The sequence below is a fragment of the Teichococcus coralli genome, assembly GCF_009829925.1.
Taxonomy (GTDB): domain Bacteria; phylum Pseudomonadota; class Alphaproteobacteria; order Acetobacterales; family Acetobacteraceae; genus Pseudoroseomonas; species Pseudoroseomonas coralli.
The window spans coordinates 100,022-123,651 of the sequence record NZ_SNVJ01000006.1 but is presented as its reverse complement, the minus strand read 5'-3'; the positions used below and the strand labels follow the sequence as shown (position 1 = coordinate 123,651).

Annotated in this window: 21 protein-coding genes; 15 read left to right on the top strand and 6 right to left on the bottom strand. The window is 70.6% G+C overall.

Going from position 1 to position 23,630, the window contains the following annotated elements:
- Positions 1 to 13 precede the first annotated feature (13 nt).
- The 4 genes from E0493_RS09195 to E0493_RS09180 form a co-directional block, all read right to left on the bottom strand.
- The gene (locus tag E0493_RS09195) at positions 14 to 1,189 is read right to left on the bottom strand and encodes a zinc-dependent alcohol dehydrogenase (RefSeq protein WP_160936639.1); all 1,176 of its coding nucleotides are present in this window, start codon (positions 1,187 to 1,189) and stop codon (positions 14 to 16) included.
- 51 nt (positions 1,190 to 1,240) lie between these two features.
- Positions 1,241 to 2,032 carry an SDR family NAD(P)-dependent oxidoreductase gene (locus E0493_RS09190; RefSeq protein ID WP_160936638.1) on the bottom strand — a complete coding sequence of 264 codons (792 nt, stop codon included), beginning with the start codon at positions 2,030 to 2,032 and terminating at the stop codon, positions 1,241 to 1,243.
- Between the two features lie 262 nt (positions 2,033 to 2,294).
- Entirely contained in the window at positions 2,295 to 3,863 is a 1,569-nt protein-coding gene (locus E0493_RS09185; protein WP_160936637.1) for a GMC family oxidoreductase, read from the bottom strand.
- A 96-nt stretch (positions 3,864 to 3,959) separates the two neighbouring features.
- Entirely contained in the window at positions 3,960 to 4,331 is a 372-nt protein-coding gene (locus E0493_RS09180; RefSeq protein ID WP_160936636.1) for a hypothetical protein, read from the bottom strand.
- A gap of 259 nt (positions 4,332 to 4,590) precedes the next feature.
- On the opposite strand from E0493_RS09180, the gene E0493_RS09175 reads away from it, so the two are divergent.
- Genes E0493_RS09175 through E0493_RS09160 form a run of 4 tightly spaced genes read left to right on the top strand, consistent with a single transcriptional unit; the run spans position 4,591 to position 8,073 of the window.
- Positions 4,591 to 5,586 (top strand): TRAP transporter substrate-binding protein, encoded by a 996-nt coding sequence (locus tag E0493_RS09175; RefSeq protein WP_160936635.1) that lies wholly within the window; start codon positions 4,591 to 4,593, stop codon positions 5,584 to 5,586.
- 29 nt (positions 5,587 to 5,615) lie between these two features.
- Complete coding sequence (locus E0493_RS09170) at positions 5,616 to 6,287, top strand: cyclase family protein (protein WP_160936634.1); 672 nt, start codon at positions 5,616 to 5,618, stop codon at positions 6,285 to 6,287.
- Positions 6,284 to 6,799: a TRAP transporter small permease gene (locus E0493_RS09165; protein ID WP_160936633.1), complete on the top strand. Its 516-nt coding sequence runs from the start codon at positions 6,284 to 6,286 to the stop codon at positions 6,797 to 6,799. Before E0493_RS09170 ends, E0493_RS09165 begins: the two co-directional genes overlap by 4 nt.
- Positions 6,796 to 8,073, top strand: coding sequence for a TRAP transporter large permease (locus E0493_RS09160; RefSeq protein ID WP_160936632.1), 1,278 nt, complete (start codon positions 6,796 to 6,798; stop codon positions 8,071 to 8,073). Before E0493_RS09165 ends, E0493_RS09160 begins: the two co-directional genes overlap by 4 nt.
- Positions 8,074 to 8,185: 112 nt before the next feature.
- Here E0493_RS09160 and E0493_RS09155 read toward each other — a convergent pair whose 3' ends face one another.
- Positions 8,186 to 9,262, bottom strand: coding sequence for an NAD(P)-dependent alcohol dehydrogenase (locus E0493_RS09155; protein WP_160936631.1), 1,077 nt, complete (start codon positions 9,260 to 9,262; stop codon positions 8,186 to 8,188).
- 363 nt (positions 9,263 to 9,625) lie between these two features.
- Between E0493_RS09155 and E0493_RS09150 the strand changes: the two genes are divergently transcribed.
- From E0493_RS09150 to E0493_RS09100, 11 genes are all read left to right on the top strand, one after another.
- A complete protein-coding gene (locus E0493_RS09150) occupies positions 9,626 to 10,471 on the top strand; it encodes an STAS domain-containing protein (protein ID WP_202397008.1) in 846 nt (281 codons plus the stop codon).
- A complete protein-coding gene (locus tag E0493_RS09145; RefSeq protein ID WP_160936630.1) occupies positions 10,468 to 10,851 on the top strand; it encodes an STAS domain-containing protein in 384 nt (127 codons plus the stop codon). The genes E0493_RS09150 and E0493_RS09145 overlap by 4 nt, the downstream gene beginning before the upstream one ends.
- Positions 10,838 to 11,236 carry an anti-sigma regulatory factor gene (locus tag E0493_RS09140; protein WP_160936629.1) on the top strand — a complete coding sequence of 133 codons (399 nt, stop codon included), beginning with the start codon at positions 10,838 to 10,840 and terminating at the stop codon, positions 11,234 to 11,236. The genes E0493_RS09145 and E0493_RS09140 overlap by 14 nt, the downstream gene beginning before the upstream one ends.
- 31 nt (positions 11,237 to 11,267) lie before the next feature.
- Positions 11,268 to 12,290: a SpoIIE family protein phosphatase gene (locus E0493_RS09135; protein ID WP_202397007.1), complete on the top strand. Its 1,023-nt coding sequence runs from the start codon at positions 11,268 to 11,270 to the stop codon at positions 12,288 to 12,290.
- Positions 12,287 to 14,023 carry an ATP-binding response regulator gene (locus E0493_RS09130; protein WP_160936628.1) on the top strand — a complete coding sequence of 579 codons (1,737 nt, stop codon included), beginning with the start codon at positions 12,287 to 12,289 and terminating at the stop codon, positions 14,021 to 14,023. Before E0493_RS09135 ends, E0493_RS09130 begins: the two co-directional genes overlap by 4 nt.
- Entirely contained in the window at positions 14,020 to 16,023 is a 2,004-nt protein-coding gene (locus E0493_RS23710; RefSeq protein ID WP_160936627.1) for a response regulator, read from the top strand. Before E0493_RS09130 ends, E0493_RS23710 begins: the two co-directional genes overlap by 4 nt.
- A 476-nt stretch (positions 16,024 to 16,499) precedes the next feature.
- Positions 16,500 to 17,480: a Bug family tripartite tricarboxylate transporter substrate binding protein gene (locus tag E0493_RS09120; protein ID WP_160936626.1), complete on the top strand. Its 981-nt coding sequence runs from the start codon at positions 16,500 to 16,502 to the stop codon at positions 17,478 to 17,480.
- 5 nt (positions 17,481 to 17,485) lie between these two features.
- Positions 17,486 to 17,953 (top strand): tripartite tricarboxylate transporter TctB family protein, encoded by a 468-nt coding sequence (locus E0493_RS09115; RefSeq protein ID WP_160936625.1) that lies wholly within the window; start codon positions 17,486 to 17,488, stop codon positions 17,951 to 17,953.
- Entirely contained in the window at positions 17,953 to 19,440 is a 1,488-nt protein-coding gene (locus tag E0493_RS09110; protein WP_160936624.1) for a tripartite tricarboxylate transporter permease, read from the top strand. The genes E0493_RS09115 and E0493_RS09110 overlap by 1 nt, the downstream gene beginning before the upstream one ends.
- The gene (locus E0493_RS09105; RefSeq protein WP_160936623.1) at positions 19,430 to 20,365 is read left to right on the top strand and encodes an amidohydrolase family protein; all 936 of its coding nucleotides are present in this window, start codon (positions 19,430 to 19,432) and stop codon (positions 20,363 to 20,365) included. Before E0493_RS09110 ends, E0493_RS09105 begins: the two co-directional genes overlap by 11 nt.
- A gap of 54 nt (positions 20,366 to 20,419) precedes the next feature.
- Positions 20,420 to 21,853, top strand: a complete 1,434-nt coding sequence (locus E0493_RS09100; RefSeq protein WP_160936622.1) for a M20 family metallopeptidase — start codon at positions 20,420 to 20,422, stop codon at positions 21,851 to 21,853.
- Between the two features lie 134 nt (positions 21,854 to 21,987).
- On the opposite strand, the gene E0493_RS09095 is transcribed toward E0493_RS09100, so the two are convergent.
- Complete coding sequence (locus E0493_RS09095; RefSeq protein ID WP_160936621.1) at positions 21,988 to 23,589, bottom strand: serine hydrolase domain-containing protein; 1,602 nt, start codon at positions 23,587 to 23,589, stop codon at positions 21,988 to 21,990.
- Between the last annotated feature and the right edge of the window lie 41 nt (positions 23,590 to 23,630).

The window sequence follows — 23,630 nt, the reverse complement described above, 5'->3', positions numbered from 1 at the left end:
CTCGGCGCCATCCTCAGCCGTGCGGGCGCATGACCACCTTCACGCAGCCGTCCTTCTTGTCGCGGAAGGTGCTGTAGAGGTCCGGCCCGTCCTCCAGCGAGGTGGCGCGGTGGGTGATGACGAAGGAGGGGTCGATCTCGCCCTTCTCGATGCGCCGCAGCAACGGCTCCATGTAGCGCAGCATATGGGTCTGGCCCGTCTTCATGGTCAGCGCCTTGTTCATGAAGGCGCCCATGGCGACCGGCGAGAAGCTGACATAGACGCCCGGCACCGAGACGATGCCGCCCGGCCGGCAGGCGAGGATCGCCTGGTTCAGCGCGAAAGGCCGCTCCATGCTGATGGTGTGGCTCATGATGTTGGAGGTGAGGCTCTGCGCCATGGTGTCGGCGCCATGGCTCTCCATCCCCACCGCCTCGATCACCGCGTCCGGGCCCAGGCCCTTGGTCAGCTCGATGATGGTTTCCTGCACCTTGCCCTCGGCGTAGTCGATCGTCTCGGCGCCGGCCTCGCGCGCCAGCGCCAGCCGCTCCGGCACCGTGTCGATGGCGATGACGCGCTTGGCGCCAAGCAGGAAGCAGGAGCGGATGGCGAGCTGCCCGACCGGCCCGCAGCCCCAGACGGCGATGGTGTCGCCCGGCTTGATCTCGCAGTTCTCGGCCGCCATCCAGGCGGTGGGGAAGATGTCGGACAGGAACAGCACCTGCTCGTCCGTCAGGCTCTCCGGGACCTTGAGATGGGTGACATCGGCATAGGGCACGCGGATGTACTCGGCCTGCCCGCCGGCATAGCCGCCCGTGACGTGCGAGTAGCCGAACAGCCCCGCACCGGGGTAGCCGAACTGCTCGGCCTGCAGCTTGCCGTTGCGGTTGGAGCGTTCGCAGAGCGACCAATTGCCCCATTTGCACTGCCGGCACTCGCCGCAGCAGATGGTGAAGGGCACCACGATGCGGTCGCCGACCTTGAGCTTGCTGTTCTCGCGCCCGACCTCGACCACCTCGCCCATGCATTCATGGCCAAGCACGTCGCCGCTTTCCATGGTCGGCACGAAGCCGCCCATCAGGTGCAGGTCGGAGCCGCAGATGGCGCAGGCGGTGACCTTGATGATGGCGTCGCGCCCGTCCTCGATCTTCGGGTCGGGAACCGATTCGCAGCGGATGTCGCCCTTGCCGTGCCAGGTCAGTGCTTTCATGGCGGATCTTTCTCCGAGAAAATGCCGGTGAGTGGAGCGGGGGCTTGGGGCCTACTGCTTGCCGGAGCCGGGCGCCGCGGCGGCGCCGTGCTGCCGGGCGAGCAGGCCTGCCGGCGTTACCGAGGCGATGGCCGTCTGCAGCTTGTTGTGCCAGCCGCTCACCACGTCGCCATCGCCGCGCATCATCGCGTCGAAACCGGTCCTTGCCACATCGGCCGGGTCGTCCTTGCTGGACTGGCCGATCTTGGTATCCATCAGGCCGGCGCGCTCGAAGAACTCGGTCTCGGTGGCGCCGGGCATGAGGCAGGTGACGGAGATGCCCTGTTCCTTCACCTCGTGCCGCAGCGCGAAGGAGAAGGAGTCCAGGAAGGCCTTCGACGCGTTGTAGACCGCCTGGTAGGTGCCGGGGATGAAGCCCGCGATGGAGCCGGTGATGAGGATCCGGCCATGGCCTTGCGCCCGCATCGCGCGGCCTGCCTTCTGGATCAGGAAAACGGTACCCGTGATGTTGGTGTCGATCACCCGGCGCACCGCATCGAAGTCCTGATCCAGGAAGCCCTTTCCAAGGCCACGGCCCGCATTGGCCAGCAACGCGTCAAGCGGACGGTCGCCAAGCGCGGCCCAGACCTTTTCCACCCCCGCAAGGGTGGCGAGATCGGCTTCCACGGCCTCCACCGTCGCGCCGAGGCCGTGCAGGTCCGTGGCGGCCTTGTGGATGGCTGCCTCATCCGCCACGACCAGAAGGTCGAAGCCGTTCTGCGCGCAGCACTTTGCAAGCTCGTAGCCGATGCCTGTCGAGGCGCCGGTGACGATGGCGAATGGCTTCCGGGGATCTGCTGACATGCCGCCTCCACAACACTGGCTTGGCGTCGTAACCGGCCGATGGGGCAGGGGGTTCCTGAAAACCTTCGCGCGGCCTGCGCCGCAAGGCTGCCGGAAGCGGAGGGCGTCCTCCCACGTTACAGCCGGGCCGGACATGAGGGATCTCCATGCCTTTGCCTTCCGCGGTGATGCCGCGCCGTCGCTCCATGCGGCGGCGGGGAACCTGCCGGGGGCCCAACGATAAAGGCGCTGGCCGCCGCGCTGCGCTGGACGGCCGGTTCGGTCAGGCGGAGCGCCGCATCCGGCGGGCCAGCATCTCGCCGATCATCACGCAGGTGAAGTGCAGGTTGGCCCGGCAGTCGCTCGGCATGATCGAGGCGTCAGCGATGCGAAGGCCCTGCACGCCGCGCACGCGCAGATCGGGGTCCACCACGCCGCGCGGATCCTCATGCGCGGTCATGCGGCAGGTGCCGGCGGCGTGCTGGATGTCGCCGGCCTGCTCCAGCATGAGGGCGTCCAGCGCATCGTCGGGCAGCGCGGCGGCCTCGGCCATGCCGAGACCGGTGTCGCCAAAGGTGGCGGCGGTGACGATGCGCTGCACCGGCGCCATGGCCGTCATGCGGGCGAGGCGGCGCACCCCATCGCGCAGCCGCAGCCGGTCAGTGGGGTGGTCGAGCATGTTCTCCTCGATCTCCGGCTGCGCCTCGGGCGCCGCGGAGAGCAGCCGCAACTCCCCGCGCGAATAGGCCTCATACAGGGCGACACCGATGCCGCCGGCGGGCGAAGGCTCCTCGCCGGGCGGCAGGTTGCGGTGGTTGTAGGCCACCATGATCATGTCGCGCTCCCCGCCGAAGCCGCTGCTGTAGGTCAGGCAGCAGTTGGTGTGCCGCGCATCCCGCCCGCGCGCCTGGTGCTCCGGGCGCAGCGCGAGGCTGGCGCGCAGGATCGGATGGTCCATGAAATGCTGCCCCACCGCCGGCTGTTCGTGCAGCACGGGAATGCCGAGCCTCGCCAGCGCCGCCGCCGGCCCGATCCCTGAACGCATCAGGATGGCCGGGCTATGGATGGCGCCGGCGCAGAGCACCACCTCGCGCGCGGGCAGCTCCTGCCATTCGCCGCAACCCTCGAAGCGCACGCGCACGCCACGCACCGCGCTGCCGTCGAACAGCACCCGGTCCACCAGCGCGCCGCCGCGGATCTCCAGGTTCGGCCGGCCGCGCGCCGGCTCCAGATAGCCGTCGTTGGTGGTCACGCGCTGGCCGTCGCGGCTGTTGATCGGGTGGCAGGATAGGCCCTCGCCCTCGGGTGCGTTCTGGTCGGGCTTCCAGGGATAGCCCGCGGCGAGCGCCGCCTCCCGCAACGCCAGGTCGACCGCGCCCCATTCGGCCAAGGGCGTGCGATGCACGGGCAACGGGCCGCCGCGCCGGATGCCGGGCGCGGTGCCGGTCTCGGCGTCGTCCTCGATGGCGTCGAAGATCGGCAGAACCTCGGCTGCCGACCAGCCTTCGCAGCCCGCCTCCGCCCAGGCATCGAAGGCTGCCGGCACGCCGCGGATGGCGATCTGCGCGTTGACCGTGGAGGAGCCGCCGAGCGCCTTTCCGCGCCAGTAGAAGCGCGGCGCCTGCGCCCGCGTGCGGCGCGCCATCAATGCCGGCCATTGCCAATCCGCCTGGTGCGCGGGGCTGTGCATGAAGGGGATGATGTTGGCGCTGCGCAGGGCAGGGGGCGCCTCGGCGCTGCGCCAGTCCCGCCCGGCTTCCAGCAGCAGCACGCGGCGGGAGGGGTCTTCCGAAAGGCGGGCGGCGAGCGGCGCGCCAGCCGAGCCTGCACCGACCACAATCACGTCATGCATGGATCACGGCGTCTCCAAGTTGCCCGGGCGAGTGCCCAGGCGAGGCTACGACGCTCTCCGCCCGGGTGCGAGAGGCGCGCGGGCGATGCCGGACGCTCAGCCGGGATCGAGCTCCATCAACTGCGCCGCCTTCAGCGCCGCCTCGCGCGAGGGCGTCACGATGACCTCGACATGGGCTGTCAGCAGCACGACGCTGATCACCTTGGCGATCCATTCGACATGCAGCTCGCGCGAGAACCAGAAGGCCTCGTCCGGGCGTCCGCTGGCCGCCTCGGCGCTTGCCCGCGCCTCCTCGAGCAGTTCCCGCAGCTTCCTGCGCATCTGCTCGCCGGTCATGGCCCTGCGGCTATCCTCCACGCCGCGCTCGGCACCCTGGAAGGCCAGCCTGTCCTCCGGGCCACGGTGGCGGAGGCGCGCCTCCTCCAGCGTGTCGTCGAGCAGGAGGTTCAGGAAGTCCCGGATCAGCATCGCCGCTCTCCTTGGCCTGCAGAGCAAAGGTGGGGGAGCGGCGTGCCGTTTCGCAACCTCGGGCATGAGCGCGGGGAAGGCTCCGGCGCCAAATCGGCGTGACCATCCGGCCCGGGCCTGCGTGGCAGGGCGGTGCAGCGTGGCTGGCGCCCTGGACGGGCGGACTCGCCTGCGCCGCCACAAGGCCTTGCGTCGTTTCGGAAGCTGTTTGTATTCTGTATACCGCCTTCGCCTCCCGGCCAAAACAAGGAAAACGTCCATGGTCGAAATCACCCGCCGCGCGGCGCTCGCTGCCGCAGCCGGCCTGGCCCTGCCGTGGGTTGCCGCTCCGGCCCATGCCCAGACCACCCGCATCCGCTTCGCCCATCCGCACCCCGAGAGCGACAGCTGGCACCGTGCCGCGCTGCTCTTCGCCAAGACGCTGAAGGAGCGCTCGGATGGCGCCATCCAGGTCCAGGTCTTCCCCAACGGCGCCCTCGGCAGCGACCCCACCATCATCTCCGCGGCGCGCGGCGGCACGCTGGACATCGCGCTGACCGGCAACCCCTACTTCACCGGCCTGGCGCCGAAGCTGAACGTGCTCGACCTGCCCTTCCAATTCCGCGACCGCAAGCACGTCACGGCGGTGCTGGACGGCCCGATGGGCGACAAGCTGAAGCCCGAGCTGGAGCCCGCCGGCCTGGTGGTGCTGGGCTTCTGGGACATCGGTTTCCGCAACCTGACCAACTCGCGCCGGCCGGTGAAGGCGGCCGCCGACATCGAGGGACTGAAGATCCGCACCACGCCGAACCCGGCGCATATCAAGGCCTTCCAGCTCCTCGGCGCGAACCCGACGCCGCTCGCCTTCACCGAACTGTTCACCGCGCTGGAAACCCGCACGGTGGATGGCCAGGAGAACCCGACGACGCTGATCCTGAACGCCCGCTTCTTCGAGGTGCAGAAGCACCTCAGCCTGACGCGCCACGCCTATACCGCCGGCATCCTCGCCATGTCGAAGCAGCGGATGGACGCCCTGCCGGAGAAGCACCGCGAGCTGATCCGCGCGGTCGCCGCCGAGGTCACGCCCAAGCAGCGGCAGATGAACGAGGATGCCGAGCCCGGCTCCATCGCCAAGCTGAAGGAGGAAGGCATGCAGGTGGTGGCCGACCCCGACCGCGAGTCCATGGCGAAGATCGTCGTCGAGCCGGTGCGCGCCGAATACGTGCAGCAATTCGGCCCCGAGCTGCCCGACGCCATCCAAGCGACCGGCGCCTGAGCGCGACCCCCAGCCGGAGATCGTGCGCCATGCGCCTCGTTGACCTGTCCATGCCCATCGCGCCGCATTTCCGCTGGCGTCCCGAGATCTCCGTCAGCGGCGACATCGCCGCTGGCGACCAGTTCCGCGTGACGAAGCTGCACACCACCTGCCACGGCTTCAGCCATGTGGACGCGCGGGCGCATATCCTGGCCGATGCGCCGACCATCGAGGGCACGCCGCTCGACCGCGTGGTCGGACCGGCGCGCATCTTCGACCTGCGCGCCGCGCCGGACAACGCCGCCATCGACGCCGCCCGCCTGCGCGCCGCCGATCCGGGCGGGGCGGAAGGCGAGATCCTGCTGCTTTCCGCCGGCTGGGACGGCCGGCGCGACCGCAACACGCGCGAGTTCTGGACCGAATCCCCCTGGCTGACGCGCGACGCGGCGGAGTACCTCGCCACCCTGAAGCCGACCGCGGTGGCCTTCGACTTCCCGCAGGACTTTCCGATCCGCCTGCTGCTGGACAAGCAGGAGGTCCCGTTCGACCAGCACGTGACGCATGACGTGCTGCTGCGCCACGGCGTCACGCTGATCGAGTACCTCATCAACACCACGGCGCTGGAGGGCAGCCGCACCTTCCTCTGCGCCGCGCCGCTGCTGATCCCGGGCGCGGATGGCGCGCCGGCGCGGGTCTTCGCCATCGAGGGCCTGCCGACATGATCGCACGCCTCGCCCGGCTCTCGGACAGGGTTTTCACCCTGGCCGAGTGGCTGTTGGTGCTGGCGCTCGGCATCATGGTGGTGATGGTCTTCGGCAACGTGGTGCTGCGCTACGCCTTCAACTCCGGCATCACCGTCACCGACGAGGTCTCGCGCCTGCTCTTCGTCTGGCTGACCTTCCTCGGCGCCGTGGTGGTGCTGCGCCAGGGTGGCCATCTCGGCTTCGACCTGGTGACGGCGGCGCTGCCCAGGGCCGGCAAACAGGTCTGCCGCGTCATCTCCGGCCTGCTGATCCTGGTCTGCTGTGCCGTCCTGCTGCGCGGCTCCTGGGAGCAGGCGGCGCTGAACATGGGCAACCTCGCGCCGGTCTCCGGCGTGCCGCTGGGCTGGACCTACGCCTCGGCCGTGGTGGCGGGCGTCGGGCTGGGCCTGCTGACCATCGCCGACCTGGTCGCCGCGCTGATGGGGCACGAGCCGCCTGAGCATCACGCGGCCGGGGAGGCGGGGGCGTGACGCTCTTCATCTTCGCCGCCTCCCTGCTGGGCGCGATGGCGGTGGGCCTGCCCATCGCCTTCGCGCTCATGGCCTCCTCGCTGGCGCTGATGTGGCACCTGGACCTGTTCCAGCCGCAGGCCATGGCGCTGCAGATGCTGAACGGCGCGGATAGCTTCGCGCTGCTCGCCATCCCCTTCTTCATGCTGGCCGGCGAGGCGATGAACGCCGGCGGCCTCTCCCGCCGCCTCGTGCACCTCGGCATGGCGCTGGTCGGGCACGTGCGCGGCGGGCTTGGCTACGTGGCGATCGTCGCGGCGATCTTCCTCGCCTCGCTCTCCGGCTCGGCCGTGGCGGACACGGCGGCGCTGGCGGCGGTGCTGATGCCGGTCATGCGGCAGGCCGGGCATGACGTGCCGCGCTCCGCCGGGCTGATGGCGGCGGGCGGCATCATCGCCCCCGTGATCCCGCCCTCGATCGGCTACATCGTCTTCGGGGTGACGGCCAACACCTCGATCACCGCCCTGTTCCTGGCGGGCGTCGTGCCGGGCATCGTGATGGGCCTGGCGCTGGCCATCACCTGGGCCATCGTCGCCCGGCGCGAGAACTCCGCCGTGATGGCCGCGATGAGCGGGGCGGAGCGGCTCGCGGCCCTGCGCGACGCGTTGCTGGCCCTGGTGCTGCCGGCCATCATCATCGGCGGCCTGAAGTTCGGCATCTTCACCCCGACCGAGGCGGCGGTGGTGGCGGCGGTCTATGCGCTCTTCATCGGCATGGTGGTCTATCGCGAGCTGAAGCCGCGCGACCTGCCGAAGGTCATGCTGAACGCGGCGCGCACCAGCGCGGCGGTGATGTTCCTGGTCGCCGCCGCCTCGGTCTCGGCCTATCTCATCACCATCGCCGACATTCCGGGCGAGGTGCGCGACATCCTCGAACCCTTCATGGGCGAGCGCATCACGCTGATGCTGGCCATCATGCTGCTGGTCGTCATCGTCGGCACGGCGCTGGACTTCATCCCCACCATCCTGATCCTCACGCCGGTGCTGATGCCCATCGTGCGCGAGGCGGGCATCGACCCCGTCTATTTCGGCGTGCTGTTCATCCTGAACTGCGCCATCGGCCTGCTGACGCCACCGGTGGGCGCGGTGCTGAACGTGGTCTGCGCGGTGGCCAAGGTCCGCATGGGCTCGGTGATCCGCGGCGTCATGCCCTTTCTCGCCTCGCAGCTCGTGGTGCTGCTGGCGCTGACGCTGATGCCCTGGCTGGTGCTCGGGCCGCTGCGCTGGCTGCGCTGAACCGAAGAAGGAGGGCAGGCGGCGCGCCCGCCCTCCCGCGCCTCCCCTCGGATGCCTCCCCTCGGATGCCTCCCCTCGGATGCCTCCCCTCGGATGCCTCCCCTCCTGTGCCTCAGGGCGTGATGGCGACCTTCAGCACGCCGTCGCGCTGGTGGCTGAACAGGTCGTAGGCCTCCTCGATGCGGTCGAGCGGAAAGCGGTGGGTCACCAGCGGCTTCAGGTCCAGGCGGCCGCCCGCGATCACCTCCATCAGCCTCCGCATCCGCTCCTTGCCACCCGGGCACAGGCTGGTGATGATCCGGTGGTCCCCCAGCCCGGCGGCGAAGGCGTCGAGCGGGATGCGCAGGTCGCCGGAATAAACGCCGAGCGAGGACAGCGTGCCCCCTGGCCGCAGCACGCGCAGCGCCGCCTCGAAGGTGCCCTGCGTCCCCAGCGCCTCGATGGCGACGTCCACGCCGCGCCCATCGGTGAGGCGGCGGATCGCCTCCACCGGGTTCTCCCTGGAGAAGTCCACCACATGGTCGGCGCCCAGCCGCCGCGCCATTTCCAGCCGCTCGGGCACGCGGTCCACGGCGATGATGGTGGTGGCGCCCATCAGCTTCGCGCCGCCGGTGGCGCAAAGCCCGATCGGTCCCTGGGCGAACACAGCCACCGCGTCGCCGATGCGGACATGCCCGCTCTCCGCGCCGACGAGGCCGGTGGACATGATGTCCGGGCACATCAGCACCTGCTCGTCGCTCAGCCCCTCGGGAACCGGCGCGAGATTGGCCATCGCATCCGGCACCAGCACGTAGTCGGCCTGGCAGCCGTCGATGGTGTTGCCGAATTTCCAGCCGCCGGACGGCTTCCAGCCATGCGCGGTGCCGGCGCCGTCCTGCGAGCAGAAGCCGCAAAGGCAGGCATTGCTGTGGCCGCTCGGCGTGATGGCGCCGGCGATCGCCCGCTGCCCCTCCCGGTAGCCCTTCACCGCCGAGCCCAGCCGCTCGATCACCCCCACCGGCTCATGCCCGATGGTCAGCCCCTCCGCGACCGGATACTCGCCCTTCAGGATGTGCACGTCGGTGCCGCAGATGGTGGTGGTGGTGACGCGCAGCAACGCATCCAGCGGTCCGACTTCCGGCACCGGCTTCTCGCGCAGCTCGATCCGCCCCGGCCGCGCGAAGACGGCGGCTTTCATGGTCCCTGGCATGCTGGCCTCCCTGGCTGTGCCGCGTGCTGGGAAGCGCCGATTCCCGGCCGCCGCCCTGATCGAGCGCAGACCTCACGCTGCCGCGGGTTGCTCGCGGGCAGGATTATCGCTGCCGACCTCCGCCAGCACCGCTCGCTCCGGCAATCGGAAGCGGCGCCAGCGGAGCCCTCGGCACCAAAAGGCTGCGCCCAGGAGCACGACGCCTCCCGCCTCGACCACGATGCCTTCGGCGGCGCCGTGCGGCCAGTCGCCGCATCGATGCGGGCCGGGTCCCGCCGCCCCGTGCCGCGAATCTCGCGATTGTGGGCTGGCGGGCTGCGCCTTATGGTTCGTCCCTCTCGTCCCGGCCTGATGGAGTGCCCCTTGTCTGATACCGAAGTTGCTGCCCGGCTCCTGGCGGAGGGCGAGGTGGAGATCATCGCGGAATGGCTGCGGCTGCAGGAGACGGAAGGCGGAGGTGGCAGCGGCCGCATCTCGTCCGCCGAGCTGCGGGTGCAGTGCGACCGCTTTCTGGCCCTGCTCCGCCGCGGCCTCAACCAAGGCGCCGAAACCGCGCAGGACGCCGCCTTCGCGGAGTTGCGCGACATGCTGCGCGACCTCTCGCGCAGCCGTGCCATCCAGGGCTTCACGCCGACGGAGACCGCGAGCTTCATCTTCTCCCTCAAGGAGGTGACGTTCCGCCTGCTGCAAAAGGATGTTGGCGCCGCCTGGGCGCTCAACCGACTGCTCGACGCCTTCGGCCTCTATACCTTCGAAAGCTATCAGCGCGCGCGGGAGGAGGTCATCGCCCGCCAGCAGCGCGAGATCACCGAGCTTTCCACCCCTGTCGTGAAGCTGTGGGACAGCGTGCTCGCCCTGCCGCTGATCGGCACGCTCGACAGCGAGCGCACGCAGGTGGTGATGGAGAACCTGCTGCAGAACATCGTGGACCTGAACGCCGAGATCGCCATCATCGACATCACCGGCGTGCCGACTGTGGACACGCTGGTGGCGCAGCACCTGCTGAAGACCATCGCCGCCGCCCGCCTCATGGGGGCGGACTGCATCATCAGCGGCATCCGCCCGCAGATCGCGCAGACCATGGTGCATCTCGGCGTGGATCTCAACGTGGTCACCAAGGCGTCGCTGGCCGACGCCTTCGCGCTTGCCCTGCGGCGTGTCGGGCAGAGCGTGACCCGCGTTGTCCCCGCCGCGCGCGCCGGCGCATGAACCGCATCCCGATCCTCCGGCTCGGGAAGGCGCTGCTGGTCACCATCCAGGTGGACATGCATGACGAGCTCGCCCTGGCCCTGGAACAGGACCTGACGCAGAAGATCTGGGCCACCGGCGCGCGCGGCGTGCTGATCGACATCTCCGCGCTGGAGGTGGTGGACAGCTTCATCGGCCGCATGCTGCATGCGATCGCCTCGGTCTCGCGCGTGCTGGATGCGGAAACCGTCGTGGTGGGAATGCGGCCGGCGGTCGCCATCACCCTGGTGGAGCTGGGGCTGGAGCTCCCGGGCATCCGGACGGCCCTCGATGTCGAGCGTGGCATGACCCTGCTCAGCCGGCGCGACGAGGAGGCGGAGGGAGACGTTGAGCGGCGGTGATCTGCGGGAGATCCGCTCCTCCGACGATGTGGTGCGGGTCCGCCAGGAGGTGCGCGCCCGTGCCCAGGCGCTGGGCTTCAGCCTGGTGGACCAGACCAAGATCGTGACGGCAGCCAGCGAGCTGGCGCGCAACACGCTCGACTACGGCGGCGGCGGCACGGTGCGCCTGATCGAGCTGCGCAACGGCGCGCGCACCGGGCTGCGGCTGGAGTTCGAGGACCAGGGGCCCGGCATTCCAGATACCGAGCAGGCGCTCCGCGACGGATTCACCTCCGGGCGTGGCCTCGGCCTCGGCCTCGGCGGCGCGCGCCGGCTTTCCAACGAATTCGAGCTTGTGTCGCAACTCGGCCAGGGAACGCGCGTCTCCATCACGCGCTGGAAGTGATGCAGAGCCACCCGGAAGGCACGGACTCACAATGACTATGCAGGCCTTGGCGGTGGAAGACCCGAGCGGCGTGGCCGCGGCGCGGCGGGAGGCCGTCGCCCGGGCCGATGGGCAGGGAATGGGCGAGGCAGGGCTCGGCGCCGTCGCCCTCGTGGCCACGGAAATGGCCACGAACCTGCTGAAGCATGCGGGACGGGGCACGGTGCTGGCCGGCACCTATGGCAGCCTGCCTGACGCCGCCGATGCCGATGATGGCGGGGTTGAGCTGATCGCCCTGGACCGCGGGCCGGGCATGGCCGATGTCCTGGCATGCCGCCGTGATGGCTTCTCGACGGCGGGCAGCGCCGGACAGGGGCTTGGCGCCATTGCGCGGCAGTCGGCGCTTTTCGAGATCTTCTCTCGTCCCGGCCAGGGCACGGCGATGCTGGCACGCATCCCCCGGCGCCCGCGCTCCGCCCCGGCGGCGACGCAGGCAACCACCTGGGGCGCGGTTTCGGTCGCCCTGGCGGGGCAGGAGGTCTGTGGCGACGCCTGGGGCGTGCGCGCGCTGCCGGAAGGGCTGGAGCTGATGGTGGCCGACGGGCTTGGCCACGGCCCGGCGGCTGCCAAGGCCGCCGCCGCGGCGCTGCGCTGCTTCTTTGGTTCCGCCGGCCGTGCCCCGGCGGCCATGCTGGAGGCCATGCATGGCGAACTGCGGCCTACCCGCGGTGCCGCCGCGGCGGTCGCGCGCCTGCAGGGCTCAACAATCGTCTTCGCCGGGCTCGGCAACATCAGCGGGGTGGCGGTCGGCGGCGGCGAGATGCGGCGCATGGTCTCGATGAACGGTACGCTGGGCCATGCCGCGCGCCGTTTCCAGGCATTCACCTCCACCCTGCCGCCATCGCCGCTGCTGGTGCTGCATTCCGACGGCATTGGCTCCGGCTGGCGTCTGGAGGACTACCCCGGGCTTGCCATGCTCCACCCCAGCCTGATCGCGGCGGTGCTCTTCCGCGATTTCGGCCGCCCGCGCGATGACGCCACGGTGCTGGTGGCGCGGTGGGGAGCGGCCCCATGACCGGAACGCTGCTGCTCGCCCTGCCCTTGCAGCGGGAGCTGGATGTGGCCGCCGCCCGTCAGTCCGCGCGCCACATCGCGGAGATGCTGGGCCTGGAGCGGCGCGGCCAGACGCGGATCGCCACGGCGGTTTCGGAGGTGGCGCGCCTCGCCGTGCAGACAGGTGGTGGCGAGGTGCGCTTCCTGCTGCTCGACGTCGCGCCGGCCGCGCTCTGCGCCACCATCCGGCACCCACCGCCGCCGGGGGCGTCGCCCCTGCGGCCGGACGGTTCGCTGAGCGGCCTCGAGGCCGCGCAGCGCCTGTCCGATACGCTGCAGCGCGACATCATGCCGGACGGCGACCACCAGGTGCGGTTGGCGATCCTTCTGCCGCCGCATGCGGCGCCTCCTGCGACGGAGGAGATCCTCCGCCGCCTGCGCACCGAGCAAGTCGCCGATCCCCTCCGCGCGCTGCACGAGCAGAACCTCGAACTGGTGCACAGCCTGGACGAGCTGCGGCAGCGGCAGGAGGAGATGGTCCGGCTCAACGCCGAGCTGGAGGACACCAACCGCGGCGTCGTCGCGCTGCATGCCGAGCTGGACGAGCGCGCCGAGGCGCTGCGGCTCGCCAGCGAGCTGAAGTCGCGCTTCCTCTCCAACATGAGCCATGAGTTCCGCACTCCGCTGAACTCGATCCTCGCCTTGTCGCGCCTGCTGCTCGAACGTGCCGACGGGCCGCTCACGTCGGAGCAGGAGAAGCAGGTGCAGCTGATGCGCCGCTCGGCCGAGAACCTGCTGGAAATGGTGGACGACCTGCTCGACCTGGCGAAGGTCGAGGCCGGCAAGGCGACGCTGCGCCCGGCGATCTTCTCGGTCGCGGAGCTGCTGGGCGGCCTGCGTGCCTCGCTGCGGCCGCTGCAGCCGAACGGCGCGGTGGAGCTGGTCTTCGAGGATGCGGGCGGCCTTCCGCCGCTGCAGGCGGATGAAGGCAAGGTGGCGCAGATCCTGCGCAACTTCGTCTCCAACGCGCTGAAGTTCACCCGGGCCGGGACCGTGCGCGTCAGCGCCGCGCTGCAGGGCGAGACGATGGTCTTCGCGGTGGCCGATACCGGCATCGGCATCGCGCCGGAGGATATCGAGCGGATCTTCGACGAGTTCTCGCAGGTGGAGAGCGCACAGCTCTCGGGCGGCGGCAAGATGCGCCACAAGGGTACCGGCCTGGGCCTGCCGCTGTCGCGCCGCCTGGCGGAGCTGCTGGGCGGGCGGGTCACGGTGGAGAGCCGGCCTGGCGAGGGCTCGGTGTTCCGCCTGCATCTGCCCCTGGGCCTCTCCCTCCAGCCGGAGGCGCTCCCCGCCTCCGCGGATGCCGCGGCGCCGGTCCTCGTCGTCGATGACGACGAGAGCTTCCGCTATGTCTTCCGGCAGTGGATCACCGAGCTGGGCTATCCCGTGGTCGAGGCCCCCGGGGGGCGGGAGGGGGTGGACATGGCTCGTACCCTGCGGCCGCGCGCCATCATGCTCGACCTGCGCATGCCGGAGATGGACGGCTTCGCCGTGTTGCGCAGCCTCGCGGAGACGCCGGAGACGCGCGCGATTCCGGTGGTGATCGCCACCTCCTCGGTGATCGATGCCGAGCTGCGGGTGAGGCTGCCCGAAGGGGCGGTCCTGCTGCCGAAGGAAAGCCTCGGCCGCGACGCCATCGCGCAGGTCCTGCGGCGGATCCTGCCGGGAGGGGTGGAAGGAGTGCGGGCATGAGCGAGGCCGATGCCCTGATCCTCAACGTCGATGACGACGAGGCGGGGCGCTATGCCAAGACCCGCATCCTGACCCGAGCCGGCCTGCGCGTCGCCGAGGCCGCCACCGGCGCCGAGGCGCTGGAGAAGGCGGCCACGCTCGGGCCGGCGCTGGTTCTGCTCGACGTCAAGCTTCCGGACATCAGCGGCATCGAGGTTTGCCGACGCATCAAGCGCGCCCATCCGGCCACCCTGGTGCTGCAGATCTCGGTGGCGGCGATCAGCGGTGCCGACCGCGTGCGCGGGCTGGAGGGCGGTGCGGATTCCTACCTGACGCAGCCGGTGGCGCCGGACGAGCTGATCGCGGTGATCCGCGCCCTGCTGCGGATGCAGGCGGCGGAATCCGCGCTGCGGCAGCTCAACGCCACGCTGGAGGCGCGGGTGGCGGAGCGCACCGCCGATTTGGCCACCGTCAACAAGCGGCTCGTCGCGGAGATCGCCGAGCGGCAACGGGCCGAGGCGATGGCCGAGGCGCTCTACCGCCGCACCCCGCTGCCGCTGCACTGCCTGGACGCCTCGGCGCATCTGCTGATCGTCAGCGACCGCTGGCTGGAGTTTCTGGGCTATGCGGCGCGCCATGAGGTGATCGGCCGCCACATCACCGAATTCATGCCCGCTGAAGCCGCCCACCGCTTCCGCGAGGTCGTCTGGCCGATGGTGCTGACTGCCGATGGCTGCGACGACATGGAGATCCAGCTCCGCCGGCGGGATGGCACCGTGGTGGACATCCTCGTTTCCGTGCGCACCGAGCGCGCGCCTTCCGGGCGTTTCCTGCGCTCCATGGCGGCGCTGGTGGACGTGACGGCGCGCAAGCGGGCCGAGGAGGGGTTGCGCCAGGCGCAGAAGATGGAGGTGTTCGGCCAGCTTGCGGGCGGCATCGCGCACGACATGAACAACGTGCTGCAGACCGTGCTCAGCGGCACCCGCATGCTGGGGTTGCAGGCCGAGGATGCCGCGATGGTGCGCCGCCTCTCCGGGCTGGTTTCGGATGCCGCCGAGCGCGGCGCCGCCATCGCCCGCCGGCTGCTGACCTTTGCCCGGCGCGGCGAGCTGCGCGCCGCCCACCTCGATGTCGCCGCTCTGCTGGAGAATGTGCGGGAGGTGCTGAGCTACACCCTTGGTGGCCGCACCGAGGTGGCGGTGGAGGGCGCGCCGCGGGCGGGTGAGCTGATCGTCTTCGCCGACAAGCCGCAACTGGAGACGGTGCTGCTGAACCTCGCCATCAACGCCCGCGACGCCATGCCGAGGGGGGGCACCGTGACGCTCTCGGCGCGGATGGTGCCGCCAGCGGGCGAGGAATGGCCCCGCGTGGCGCTGGCGGTGCGCGACCACGGCGCCGGCATGAGCCCCGCGACGCTGGCGCGCGCCACCGAGCCCTTCTTCACGACCAAGCCGAAGGGCCAGGGCACTGGCCTTGGCCTGGCCATGGCACGCAACTTCGCCGAGCAGTCCGGCGGGGACCTGGTGATCGACACCGAGCCCGGCCAGGGAACGACGGTGACGCTGTTCCTGCCCGTCAGCCAGGCCGCCGAGCCCGACGTCGCGCCGGCCCATCCGGCGCCCCTGGCGACGCCATCGGCACGGCTGCTGGTGGTGGACGACGACCCTTTGGTGCGCTCCGTGCTCGGCGCCGTGTTCGAGCGGCTCGGCCACCGGGCGGAGGTGCTCGAAAGCGGGGAGGAGGCGCTGCGCCGGCTGCAGGATGGCGCGCCCTGCGACCTGCTGCTGACCGACCTCACCATGCCCGGCCTCACCGGCATCGACCTGCTGCGCGAGGCGCGGCGGCAGCGTCCGGGGCTGCCCTGCATCCTCCTCACGGGCAACCTGGACGAGGAAGCGACGCTTGCGGTCACGGCGCTGTCCGAAGGGGGACCCTTCGCGGTGCTGCGCAAGCCCATGGCGCCGGACTCCCTCGGTGCCGCGGTCGACACGCTGCTCTCCAGCCAGGCCAGGGCGGGCTAGGCGCGGCTGGAGGCGGGTCTGAAGGAGACCGGCCGACCCCGCCTTGCCTGCATCGTGGCCCGCCCACACCTTCCCCGCGGCCCTCTTCAACGCCGGCCTGATCGGTCATGCGCCGGCTTTTGCGCGGCGGAGACGCTTCGCGGCCTTCTAAGGCTCTTGCATTTATACTGCATACAGTTCCACAACCTGGGAAAGCGCGTGCCGCAGCGAAGCGGACCGTCAGGGGAGAGAACGCATGCCAGCTGATCATCGCCTTCGCTCGGCCGCCTTCCGGCACCGCCCGGAGACGGCCCTGCGCTGGGTAGCCGGCTCCCCCTCGATGTGGCGCATGCCGCCACGCTGAAAGGGCTTGCGGCGCGGCAAGGGGCCCGTTCCGCCTGGCAGCCGGTCCGCCTGCGCGCCGCAGGCCCGGGTCAGCCGGCGGAGGAGCACGTTCCGCACTTCGGGCGAATGTCCAAGCAGGAGGAAACACAAGAATGATCTCTCGTCGCGGCCTTGCCGGCCTTGCCGGCGCGCTGTCCATTCCCGCTCTGCTGCCACGCTCGGCGCAGGCCCAGTCCTGGCCCACCCGGCCGGTGACCATGGTCGTCCCCTGGGCGGCAGGCGGCGGGTCGGACACCGTCACGCGGATCTTCGCCACCGGGCTGGAGGCGGAGCTCGGGCAGCCGGTGAACGTCGTCAACCGCACCGGCGGCAACGGCATCGTCGGCCATGCCGCCATCGCCAACGCGGCGCCGGATGGCTATACGATCGGTTGCGGCACCTCCGAGCTTGTCAACTTCAAGGTGCTCGGCCAGTCCGACCTCGGGCCGCAGAACTTCGACCTGATCTCGCGCATCGCCGTCATCCCCGCCGGCGTGACGGTGAAGGCCGATGGCGACTGGAAGGATTTCAAGAGCTTCGCGGCGGCCCTGAAGGGGGCGCCGAAGGGCAAGTTCACCGGCTCCGGCGTTTCCACCGGCGGCTCCTGGCATCTCGCCGCCGCCGGCCTGGCCAAGGCCATGGGCATGGAGGTGGACACCATCCGCTGGATCCCCAGCCAGGGTGGCGCGCCGGCGCTGCAGGACCTCGTGGCCGGCGGCATCAGCGTCTTCACCGGCTCGCCCATCGAGGCCAAGCCGCTGGCCGATGCCGGGCAGGTCCGCGTGCTGGCCGTGATGGCCGAGGAGCGGATGAGTTCCTTCCCCGACGTGCCGACCCTGCGCGAGCTGGGCGTGGACTGGACCTACCTGAACTGGTTCTCCCTGGTCACCCCGAAGGGCCTGCCGGCACCGGTGCGGCAGCGGCTGATCGAGGCCGCCGCCAAGGGCCATGCGCGCCCTGAGGTGCGGAACACCATGAAGCAGCGCGGCATCGTGCCGGTCTGGGAGACACCGGAGCACTTCCAGGCCTATGTCACGGACTTCGCCAAGACCACCTCGCGCCTGCTGAACGAGCTGGGCCTGGCGCGGGGCTGAGGGCGATGCGGCTGAACGACCGCGCCCTCGGCGTGCTGACGATCGGGCTGGGAGGGCTGCTGGCGGCGGCCTCCCTGCGCCTGCCTGGCGTGCCGGGCCAGGAACTGGGCGCGGGGTTCTTCCCCGCGCTGCTCGGCGTGGTCGCGATGCTGACCGGCGTGCTGCTGGTGCTGGCGGGGCTGCGGCGGCCCGGCGAGCCGGTGCTGCGCATGCCGGGCTGGCTGCGTGACGGCTGGGCGGTCACCAATGTCGCGGTGCTGCTGCTGTCCATCGCGCTCTTCGCCGCCTTCGCCGAGCCGGCCGGGTTCATTCCCTTTGCCATCGCCATCATGCTGGCGGTGCAGCTGCGCATGGGCATCGCGCCGCTGCGCGCCGGGCTGATCGCGGTGCTGGGGGCGATCGGCTTCCACCTGCTGTTCAACGAGGTGCTGCGGGTGCCGCTGCCGCCCGGTGTGCTGGAGGGATGGGTCTGATGGACGCGCTGCTTGCCGCCTTCGGCCATGTCTTCGCGCCCCACACCCTTCTCGTGATCCTGCTGGCCAGCGGGCTGGGCATGGTGATGGGCGCCATTCCCGGCCTGACGGCGGTCATGGGCACGGCGCTGCTGGTGCCCTTCACCTTCTTCATGGACCCGGTGCCCGCCATCGCCTCCATTGTCGCGCTCACAGCGATGGCGATCTTCGCCGGCGACATCCCCGCCGCGCTGGTCCGCATCCCCGGCACGCCGGCCTCCGCCGCCTATGCCGACGAGGCCTACAAGCTGACCCAGCAGGGCCAGCCCTGGCGGGGCCTCGGCATGTGCATGGGGGCTTCCGCCATCGGCGGCATCTTCGGCACCATCGTGCTGATCTTCGCCGCCCCCGCACTGGCGCATTTCGCCACCCGCTTCTCCTCGCCCGAGTATTTCTGGCTCGGCGTCATGGGGCTGACCTGCGCCGCCTTCCTGGCCTCGGGCTCGCCGCTGCGCGGCATGCTGGCGCTGCTGGTCGGGCTGTTCCTCTCCTGCGTCGGCATCGACATCGCGACGGGCATCACCCGCTTCGCCTTCGGCTCCACCGAGCTGATGGGCGGCGTTGACTTCGTGCCGGCGCTGGTGGGCTTCTTCGCCATTCCCGAGTTGATCCGGCTGGTGACCGTCAAGGACACCAAGAAGGCCATCATCCCTCCCTATGGCAGCCCGTTCCGCGACCTGCTGCGCGACCTCTGGCAGTGGCGCGTGCAAGTGGTGCGCGGCAACATCGTCGGCGTGCTGATCGGCGCGCTGCCCGGCGCCGGCGCCGACATCGCCGCCTGGATCTCCTATGCCGTCAGCCGCAAGTTCTCGCGCACGCCGGAAAAGTTCGGCACCGGCCATATCGAGGGCCTGGCGGAAGCGGGTGCCTCCAACAATTCGGCGCTGGCCGGCGCCTGGGTGCCGACCATCGTCTTCGGCATCCCCGGCGATTCCATCACCGCCATCGTCATCGGCGTGCTGATCCTGAAGGGGATGGAGCCGGGGCCGGCCATTTTCGTGAAATCGCCGGACCTGATCTACGCCATCTTCATCGTCTTCATCCTGGCCAACATCCTGATGGTGCCGCTCGGCTGGGGCGTGATCCGCGTCGCCCGCTACATCCTGGCCGTGCCGCGCGGGGTGATCGCCGCCTTCATCCTGGTCGCCTGCATCATCGGCTCCTATGCCATCAACAACGCGCTGTTCGACGTCGGCATGATGCTGGCGATGGGCGCGCTCGGCTGGTTCATGGAGGAGAACGACATCCCGGTGGCGCCCGCCATCCTCGGCCTGGTGCTGGGCAAGATGGTTGAGTTCAACTTCATCCAGACGCTGATGAAGGGGCAGGGCGATCCGCTCACCCTGGTCTCGCGGCCGATCGCCGCCGTGCTGGCGCTGGCGGTGGCGCTGATCTGGGCCTGGACGGCCTGGAGCGCCTGGGGTCGGAGGCGCTCCCATGCCGCGTGACCTGCCGATCATCGACGCCCATCACCATTTCTGGGACCTGACGCACAACGACCATCCCTGGCTGCGCCCGGACCATCCGCTCATCCCCTTCCGCTACGGCGACTACACCGCCTTGCGCGGCAAGGACTTCCTGCCGGAAGATTATGACGCGCTGACCGGCCATCACCGCGTGGTCGCCACCGTCACCATGGAGGGCGAGTGGAACCCGGCCGACCCGACCGGTGAGAGCCGCTGGATCGCCGCGCTCCACGCCCGCACAGGCCGCCCCGCCGCGCATGTGGCGCAGGCCTGGCTGGACCGGGAGGATGCGGAGGAGGTGCTGGCCACCCAGGCCGCCATTCCGCTGGTGAAGGGGGTGCGGCACAAGCCCCGCACCGCCGCCGCTCCTGACCGGGTGGAGCGCGGCGCGCCTGGCTCCATGAGCGACCCGCGCTGGCGGGCCGGCTATGCCCGGCTTGCCCCGCACGGCCTGCATTTCGAGCTGCAGGCGCCCTGGTGGCATCTGGACGAGGCGCTGGACCTGATCGAGGCGCACCCCGAGACGCCGCTGGTGCTGAACCATACCGGCCTGCCCTCCGACCGCGGCGCCGAGGGGCTGGCCGGCTGGCGGGCGGCGATGCGGCGGCTGGCGCGGGCGCCGCAGGCGAGCGTCAAGATCTCCGGCCTCGGCCTGCGCGGCCGTCCCTGGCGCCTGGAGGACAACCGCCCGATCATCCGCGAGACCATCGAGATCTTCGGCGTGCCGCGCTGCATGTTCGCCTCGAACTTCCCGGTGGACGGGCTCTGCGGCAGCTTCGCCACCATCTTCGACGGCTTCCGCGCGGCGGTGGCGGACCTGCCCTGGGCGGACCAGCTCGCGCTGTTTCACGACAACGCCATCCGCACCTATCGCCTTTCCTTGCCGCTGGCCGCCGGCCCCGCTTGACGATCCGGGCGCGATGCCGCTTTTCCACGGTCTTCGGACTGATGGAGAAGCGGCGTGCGCAACACCGAGGAAATCTGGCGGCTCGTTGACGCCAAGAAGGACGCCTACACCGACCTGAGCGACCGCATCTGGGACATGCCGGAGCTGCTCTACGCCGAGACCCGCTCCTGCGCCGAGCACGTGACGATGCTGGAGGCCGAGGGCTTCCGCATGACCCGCGAGCTGGCCGGCATCCCCACCGCCATCATGGGCGAGGCGGGCGAGGAGGGGCCGGTGATCGCCATCCTTGGCGAATACGACGCGCTGCCCGGCCTCAGCCAGGAATCCGGCGTGGCGGAGCCGCGCCCCATCGTGCCCGGCGGCAACGGCCATGGCTGCGGCCACAACCTGCTCGGCGCCGGCGCCATGCTGGCCGCCGTGGCGGTGAAGGACCATCTGGCGAAGAACGGCATCAAGGCGCGCGTGCGGTACTACGGCTGCCCCGCCGAGGAGGGCGGCGCCGCCAAGACCTTCATGGTCCGCGCCGGCTGCTTCGAGGACGTGGACGCCGCCATCACCTGGCACCCCTTCGCCTGGGCCGGCGTGCAGGAAGCCGACTCCCTGGCGATGACGCGGATCGACTTCGGCTTCACCGGCCGCTCCAGCCATGCCGCGGCCGCGCCGCATCTCGGCCGCAGCGCGCTGGATGCCGTCGAGCTGATGAATGTCGGCGTCAACTACATGCGCGAGCACATGCCGAGCGACGCGCGCATCCACTACGCCTACCTGGATGCCGGCGGCATCGCGCCGAACGTCGTGCAGGGCAAGGCGAAGGTGCGCTACGCCGTGCGCGCCCACACGCTGCACGAGATGTTCGGCCTGATCGAACGCGTGAAGAAGATCGCCAGGGGCGCCGCGCTGATGACCGAGACGGAGGTGGAGATCAAGATCCTCTCCGCCACGGCGAACCTGCTCGGCAATGCGCCGCTGGAGCAGGTGATGCAGGACAACTTCATGCGCCTCGGCCCCGTGCCCTTCGACGAGGCCGACCGGGAGTTCGCGCGCGAGATCCAGGCGACGCTCTCGCCGCAGGACATCGCCAGCAACTACAACCGCAGCGGCTTCGCGCCAAAGCCCGGCCTGACGCTCACGGATGCCATCCAGCCGCCGATCGCCGAGCGCAGCGGCACCAGCATGATCGGTTCCACCGATGTGGGCGACGTGTCCTGGGTGGTGCCCACCGTGCAGGCCAGCGGCGCAACCGAGGCCATCGGCACGCCGGCGCATTCCTGGCAATGGACGGCGCAGGGCAAGATGCCGGCGGCGCACAAGGGCATGGTGCATGTGGCGAAGGTGATGGCGGGCACGGCGGTGGATCTGATCGCCAACCCCGCGCTGATCGCCGCCGCCAAGGCCGACCTCAAGGCCCGTACCGAGGCGACGCCCTATGTCTGCCCGATCCCGGCCGAGGTGGCGCCGCCGCTGAAGATGGGCGGCGGCGCGGGCTGAAGCGGAAGCAGGCCGGGGGAAGGAGTTCCCCCAGGCCCCCATCTTTCTTTTTCGAGTTGTCAGCGCCTGCGGCAGGCGCCGCGCCAACCGCCAAGATGAGGGTCTCCGGGGGAGCCCCTTCCCCCGGACATCCTTTAGACCCGGCGGTAACGCACCTGCCGGGCGCGGCCGCCATTCACCAGCAGGCCGGTAATCGCGCCATCCGCCGCGCGAAGCACCCGCGCGTCCAGCCAGGCCTGATAGAGGGTGCCCGGCACGTGGATGCGGAGGATGTCGCCCTCGATGCCTTCCACATCCCACGGCCCTCCATGGGTCACCGGGCCGGCCACGCGGCAGCGAAGGCGATCGCCTTCCGGCGCGATGGTCCAGCGCGCAGCCATCTCCTCGGAAAAGTAGGTGGCGGCGAGGCCCTCCGGCAGCGCTGCGCCTCCGGCCACCCGGCGCCAGATGCGGCGATGGCCGGCATCCTGCTCCACCTCGATCCGGTCCGGCCCCAACGGCCGAACGGTGAAGAGGGAACTGGAACGCGGCGAGGTCAGCCTCCCGTCCGCCAGGCCTTCCGCCTCGACAACCATCCCGTTGGTGGCGAAGGTGGGCACACCCTCCGGCGTCAGGCCGATATCGACGGTGCTGGCGCTCTCCTCGTCGAAGTAGCGGCCGGCCAGCTTCTCCAGCTCCCGCTTCGGCGGCAGGGCGGGCAGCGGATGGATGCCGGGGAGCCCTTCCAGCACCGCGTCCAGCGCCCGGTGCGCCAGCAGGTTCGGGTTCAGCCCGCCGTGGTTGGCGATGGCGATCACGGTGACGCCGCGCGAGGGCACGCGCAGGAACTCCGTCTTGTAGCCGGGCCACAGGCCACCGTGGCTGACCGTCTCCACGCCCCGATAGGGCCGCAGGATCAGCCCGCGCGCGTAGATGTTGGGGGCGCCATCGGGGAAGGGCGCCGGCCGGGTGAGTTCCGTGGCCAGCCAGTCGCCGCCGACCCGCCCGGTGGTGAGGTTGCGGTCCCAGAGCGCAAGGTCCTGCACGGAGGAGACCAGCCCGCCTTCGCCATGCAGCGGAAAGGCGTGCGGCGCACGCATGAAGCCCTCTGCCGCGGGAAAGTAGCCGGTGGCGAGGTTCGGCACGGCGAGGTGGACGCTTTCCGTCATGCGGGTCGCGTTCATGCCGAGCGGCGCGAAGATGCGCTGCTCCAGGAAGGCGGCCAGCGGCTGGCCGGATACGCGCTCGGCGATGCGGCCGAGCAGCATGAAGTTCGAGTTGCTGTAGAGGTAGCGGGTGCCGGGCGCGAAGTTCAGCCCGCGCTGGCGGCAGACGCCTTCCAGCAGGTCCTCGGGACGCACCGGAACGCCGAGGTCGGCGCCGCCCTGCCGCATGATCTCCAGCATGTCACGGATGCCGGAAACGTTGTGCATGAGGTGCGCGACGGTCACCACGGCTCCGGTGTCGGGCAGTTCCGGCAGATAGGTGCGGGCATTGGCCTCGATGTCGATCTTTCCTTCCCGCGCCAGCATCAGGATGGCGGCGCAGGTGAACTGCTTGCTGACCGAGGCGATGCGGAAGGTGGTGGCCGGGCCGATCGGCACGCCGTGCTCGATGCTGGCGAGGCCGGCGCTGCGGTGCACGACCAGTTCGCCGCCCCGCACCACCCCGATGGTCATGCCGGGTGCCGCCTTGCCGGCATAGGGAGCGAGCAGCCGCTCGACGCGGCGGTCAATCAGCGTGAGGTCGAGATCCATTGGGGGCCATCCTTCGAAGCGGCAGCCCAGCAGGCCACCGG

Excerpts from the sequence above, each read along its gene's own strand:
- E0493_RS09195 (WP_160936639.1), bottom strand. The coding sequence starts at position 1,189 with ATGAAAGCACTGACCTGGCACGGCAAGGGCGACATCCGCTGCGAATCG.
- E0493_RS09190 (WP_160936638.1), bottom strand. The coding sequence starts at position 2,032 with ATGTCAGCAGATCCCCGGAAGCCATTCGCCATCGTCACCGGCGCCTCG.
- E0493_RS09185 (WP_160936637.1), bottom strand. The coding sequence starts at position 3,863 with ATGCATGACGTGATTGTGGTCGGTGCAGGCTCGGCTGGCGCGCCGCTC.
- E0493_RS09180 (WP_160936636.1), bottom strand. The coding sequence starts at position 4,331 with ATGCTGATCCGGGACTTCCTGAACCTCCTGCTCGACGACACGCTGGAG.
- E0493_RS09175 (WP_160936635.1), top strand. The coding sequence starts at position 4,591 with ATGGTCGAAATCACCCGCCGCGCGGCGCTCGCTGCCGCAGCCGGCCTG.
- E0493_RS09170 (WP_160936634.1), top strand. The coding sequence starts at position 5,616 with ATGCGCCTCGTTGACCTGTCCATGCCCATCGCGCCGCATTTCCGCTGG.
- E0493_RS09165 (WP_160936633.1), top strand. The coding sequence starts at position 6,284 with ATGATCGCACGCCTCGCCCGGCTCTCGGACAGGGTTTTCACCCTGGCC.
- E0493_RS09155 (WP_160936631.1), bottom strand. The coding sequence starts at position 9,262 with ATGCCAGGGACCATGAAAGCCGCCGTCTTCGCGCGGCCGGGGCGGATC.
- E0493_RS09145 (WP_160936630.1), top strand. The coding sequence starts at position 10,468 with ATGAACCGCATCCCGATCCTCCGGCTCGGGAAGGCGCTGCTGGTCACC.
- E0493_RS09135 (WP_202397007.1), top strand. The coding sequence starts at position 11,268 with ATGACTATGCAGGCCTTGGCGGTGGAAGACCCGAGCGGCGTGGCCGCG.
- E0493_RS09130 (WP_160936628.1), top strand. The coding sequence starts at position 12,287 with ATGACCGGAACGCTGCTGCTCGCCCTGCCCTTGCAGCGGGAGCTGGAT.
- E0493_RS23710 (WP_160936627.1), top strand. The coding sequence starts at position 14,020 with ATGAGCGAGGCCGATGCCCTGATCCTCAACGTCGATGACGACGAGGCG.
- E0493_RS09120 (WP_160936626.1), top strand. The coding sequence starts at position 16,500 with ATGATCTCTCGTCGCGGCCTTGCCGGCCTTGCCGGCGCGCTGTCCATT.
- E0493_RS09115 (WP_160936625.1), top strand. The coding sequence starts at position 17,486 with ATGCGGCTGAACGACCGCGCCCTCGGCGTGCTGACGATCGGGCTGGGA.
- E0493_RS09110 (WP_160936624.1), top strand. The coding sequence starts at position 17,953 with ATGGACGCGCTGCTTGCCGCCTTCGGCCATGTCTTCGCGCCCCACACC.
- E0493_RS09105 (WP_160936623.1), top strand. The coding sequence starts at position 19,430 with ATGCCGCGTGACCTGCCGATCATCGACGCCCATCACCATTTCTGGGAC.
- E0493_RS09095 (WP_160936621.1), bottom strand. The coding sequence starts at position 23,589 with ATGGATCTCGACCTCACGCTGATTGACCGCCGCGTCGAGCGGCTGCTC.